We start from the raw sequence: 4112 nt of genomic DNA, 5'->3' as shown, positions 1-4112 counted from the left end.
GAAACAGCATGAAGCGGACAATCCTGGCGCTGGGCGCGCTCGTGTTCCTGGCCTCCTGTTCCAGCGCGCCGCCAGAGCCGGCGCCGATGCCGCCGCCCGCCACGCCCACCGGACCGCCGGCCATCGTTCTGCCCCGCGCGCCCGAGGCGGCGCGTGACCAGTGCGGACTGAAGGAGGCCCAGGCCTTTCTGGGCAAGAACCGCACCGAACTTCCCGCGCCGGTCGATCCGTCGCGCTGGCGGGTCGCTTGCACCACCTGCCCGGTGACCATGGATTTCCGCGAGGACCGCTTGAACATCCTGTTCAATGCCGACACGGGGATCGTCCAGCAGGTGAAATGCGGCTAGGGTCGACTTGATTCAGATCAAGGCGTGGCGTCGCGCCTCGCGGTCTCAGTCGTCAGATCGCGCCAAGAGGTTTTATGACATGAACCGTTTACGACACGCTTGGCTGGCGACGGGCGCCGTGGCGGTGCTGGCCGTGGTGGCGGTCGAGGCCCGGGCCGAGGATTCGCCGCAGATACAGGCGGGGCGGGCGCTGGCCAAGCGGCACTGCGGCGGGTGCCACGCTGTCGAGACCCAGAACAGTCCGCTGGCCGACGCTCCGCCGTTCCGCGATCTGCACTTGCGCTATGCCGCCGGTGATCTCCCCCGAATGCTGGCCCTTGGCATGCTGCCGCCGGACCGTCCGCCTGAGGAGGGCTCGCGCGTCACCCATCCGCGCATGCCCAGCGCCACTCTCGACGCCGACGAAGTCGCCGAGCTCACCGCCTATGTGCGCAGCCTGGATCCCCGCCCATGACCTTCGCTGCCGTCCTTCCGGTTCTCGTCGCGGCCCTGGCGCTCTCGGGAGCCGCTTCAGCCCGGACATCCGAAGGCGAGCCGGTGGGCTCGGCCACCCGCGGCGCGGCGGTTATCCAGGGCAATTGCGACGCCTGCCATGCGGTTGGCGCCAGTGGGATGAGTCCCAATCCCGACGCGCCGCCGTTCCGCGAAGTGGCCCGGCGGTATGAAGACAAGCGACTCGACTGGGAGCTGGAGGCGATCAGCGAGGTTGGGCACTACCGCATGCCCAAGCGGGTCCTGACCGCAGGCGAGATCGCCGACGTGCTGACCTATATCCGCAGCCTTCATCCTCAACAGGAAGAACGCAAGGGCCGCACTCGCCGCTAGTTCGGCAGAGTGATCGACAACCACCGCCAAGGGGGCCCCATGTCCTGGGTTCAGGCGGGTGGCCTGTGACGCCTCATTTCCGCAAGCCGCGCCGCCACCTTGGGTCCGCCATATCGGTGACGCCAAACAGCTGAAGAAAGCCGACCACCGCGACCGGACCGGGCGCCGGCCGGGGCGCGGCCAGCACGGCCAGGGGCGCCGCCGGAACCTCGGCCCGAACCATCAACGGCGCCACCGACCAGCGCTCTGGCCAGGCCATCACCTCGACGCCGGGGTGAGCGCGCAGGTGCGGACAATGTTCCAGCGACCGTTCCACACAGGCCTTGTGCAGCGGCGCGATCGAACCGGCGTCGATTACGACCCGTGCGTCGGGCAATCCGGCGGGCAGGGCCGCGCTCAGGCCTCTGGCGCGCAGGACGCCGGCGCTGGTGCGCTTGGCGATCTGCGTCCAGCGATCGCCGGCCTCTGTCGGCTGGCCGCACATGGGGCAGAGCATGCCGCGCACGGTCTCGCGTTGGCGGCGAAAGTGATTCATCGAATATTGCGGCTTGCCCTGTCCGGGCCGCTCGGCCTGGCAGATGGCCAGCCGGCCGCCGATGCTGGGGCAGGGACGCACGCCAAGACTTTCCTCGGCGCTCCAACTGGTCACCCAGGGCACATCGACTCCGACCTTGAGCTTTGATTCCTGCATGGCTCTCGCCCCCGTTGATGGACTATCAGCCCAGTTCCATGACGTCCCAAGCGCTTGGTTCGGCGCTGATGGACAACGTTGTCAGTTGCCGCCATCCTCGCATCGCGACGTCGCGCCAACAGAAACGCGACGCGAGCCAGGGAGATCCGCCCGATGAAGCGCGCTCTTGCTTTGAGTCTGACCGCCGCGCTGCTGGCCGCCTCGCCGGCGGCGGCCCAGGCTCTGTCCTATCTGCGCGCCGACAAGGGCCGCATCGTCGACGAGAGCGGGCGGTCGGTGATCCTGCGCGGCATGGGGCTTGGTGGCTGGATGCTGCAGGAGGGCTACATGCTGCAGCTCGGCGAGCTGGGCCAGGAGCATGTGATCCGCCGTCGGATCGCCGACCTGATCGGGCCGGAGCGTGAGGCGCGGGTGCATCGCGCCTGGCTCGACAACCACACGACCAAGGCGGATATCGACGCCATGGGGGCCTGGGGATTCAACTCGGTCCGCCTGCCGCTGCACTATGCCCTTCTGACCCCGGCGGTCGAGGACGAACCGGCGCCGGGCGTCGACAGCTGGAAGGAAGACGGCTTCGCGCGTATCGACGCACTTCTGGCTTGGACCAAGGCCAATGGCCTCTATCTGATCCTGGATCTGCACGCCGCCCCAGGCGGACAGGGGAGCGATCTGGCGATTTCGGACCGCGACCCGGCCAAGCCTTCCCTATGGGACAGCCCGGCCAATCGCCGCAAGGTCGCGGCCCTGTGGGGCGAACTGGCCCGTCGCTACAAGGACGAGCCGGCCCTCGGCGCCTATGACCTGATCAACGAGCCCAACTGGGACTTCGACCCGCCCAAGGGGGGCGGCCATGGCTGCGACGACACCGCCAATGCGCCGCTGTGGGAGCACTATCGGCAGATCACCGCCGCGATCCGCAAGGTCGACCAGCGCCACATGCTGATCCTTGAGGGCAATTGCTGGGGCAATAATTACAAGGGACTCCCGGCCGCGTGGGACGGCAACATGGCCCTGTCGTTCCACAAGTACTGGAACCTCAATGACGAGGCCTCGGTCGCCCCGATCCTCAAGCTGCGGCAAGACACGGGGTTGCCGGTGTGGCTCGGCGAGTCGGGGGAGAACTCCAACGCCTGGTTCACCGACGCCATCGCCCTGGTCGAGCGGCACGAGATCGGCTGGGCCTTTTGGCCGCTGAAGAAAATCGGCTTCAACCAGCCGCTCGAGGTGGTCCCCAACCCCGGCTATGGGGCCGTCGTGGCCTATCTCACCGGCAAGGGGCCCAGGCCTGAGCCGGACGCCGCCTATGCCGCTCTGATGACACTGGCCTCACGCGACGTGCGGTTTGAGAACACTACGGTCCATTCGGATGTCATCGACGCCATGCTGCGGCAGCCGAGGTCCGACGCGGTCCTGCCCTTTAGGGATCATCGCCTGACGTCCGCGGGGGGAGTCGTCGCGGCGGTCGACTATGACCTTGGGCCGCCTGGCCTGGCCTATAGCGACCGGGACCTCGCCAATCTGCACGTCTCGACGGGCGGCGATCGCACTCTGTGGAATACGGGTCGAACCTATCGCAACGACGGCGTGGACATCGGCCGGGATGCTGATGGAGCGGTGCAGGTCGCCGATTTCTCGGAGGGCGAATGGCTGCGCTATACGATCCTCGCCGATCAGGCCGGCCAGTTCGCCGTCGAGGCCGTGGGGGCGGGCGCCGGAGGCAGGCTGTCTGTGGCGGTGAACGGCGGTTCGCCCGCTGATTTGCCCGGCGTTGTTTCCTTGCAGGCAGGACGGAATGTTCTGGTGCTCAGGGCCGGCGGCGCCACCACGACGGCCCTTTCGGGCCTGAGGTTCACGCGTCGGCCATGACCCGGACGAAATGCGGTGACTGGTTTGTCGGCTATCGCTTTCGGGTCTTGTCGCAGAACAGCGCCGGCTCGCCGTCGAAGACGCCCAGATAGCCCAGGGTGTCGAGCAGGGGCGTCAGGTCGCCGCCCGCCATGCGGCGCTTGGCCGTCTGGGCCGGCGTCTGGTCATGCAGGCGATACACGGTCCACATCTTGCCGCGCGGCTCGGGCGCGCCGGGCTGGATGAAGCGATGCTCCCAGCCGACCAAGGGCGGCTTGCGCCCGGGGTCGATATCGAAGGGCCGATCGCGGAACGCCAGGTCCATCCCGACCCGCGTCGCCTCGGCCAGACGCAGGTCCAGCCACGCGGCGAAGCTTTCCAGCACGCTCATCGCGGACAGGCCT

General features: G+C 68.1%; 6 protein-coding genes. 4 read left to right on the top strand and 2 right to left on the bottom strand.

Translation table 11 applies throughout. The features are described 5' to 3' along the window. The first annotated feature begins 8 nt into the window (after positions 1 to 8). From CSW58_RS04750 to CSW58_RS04740, 3 genes are all read left to right on the top strand, one after another. A complete protein-coding gene (locus tag CSW58_RS04750; RefSeq protein ID WP_099446512.1) occupies positions 9 to 347 on the top strand; it encodes a lipoprotein in 339 nt (112 codons plus the stop codon). A 79-nt stretch (positions 348 to 426) separates the two neighbouring features. Next, positions 427 to 801, top strand: coding sequence for a cytochrome c (locus CSW58_RS04745; RefSeq protein ID WP_099446513.1), 375 nt, complete (start codon positions 427 to 429; stop codon positions 799 to 801). Next, a complete protein-coding gene (locus CSW58_RS04740; protein ID WP_099446511.1) occupies positions 798 to 1172 on the top strand; it encodes a cytochrome c in 375 nt (124 codons plus the stop codon). Before CSW58_RS04745 ends, CSW58_RS04740 begins: the two co-directional genes overlap by 4 nt. Positions 1173 to 1245: 73 nt before the next feature. On the opposite strand, the gene CSW58_RS04735 is transcribed toward CSW58_RS04740, so the two are convergent. Continuing rightward, positions 1246 to 1863, bottom strand: a complete 618-nt coding sequence (locus CSW58_RS04735; RefSeq protein ID WP_099446510.1) for a hypothetical protein — start codon at positions 1861 to 1863, stop codon at positions 1246 to 1248. A 153-nt stretch (positions 1864 to 2016) separates the two neighbouring features. Here CSW58_RS04735 and CSW58_RS04730 point away from each other — a divergent pair, with 153 nt between their 5' ends. Next, on the top strand, positions 2017 to 3729 hold the full coding sequence (locus tag CSW58_RS04730) for a cellulase family glycosylhydrolase (protein WP_099446509.1): 1713 nt from the start codon (positions 2017 to 2019) through the stop codon (positions 3727 to 3729). A 31-nt stretch (positions 3730 to 3760) separates the two neighbouring features. On the opposite strand, the gene CSW58_RS04725 is transcribed toward CSW58_RS04730, so the two are convergent. Continuing rightward, positions 3761 to 4112 (bottom strand): hypothetical protein (locus tag CSW58_RS04725; protein WP_099446508.1); only part of this gene is annotated, 352 nt, incomplete at its 5' end.

This window comes from Caulobacter sp. B11 (genome assembly GCF_002737765.1).
Taxonomy (GTDB): Bacteria; Pseudomonadota; Alphaproteobacteria; order Caulobacterales; family Caulobacteraceae; genus Caulobacter.
Note: the sequence above shows the minus strand (reverse complement) of the source record. Positions and strands in the feature narration are given on the sequence as shown.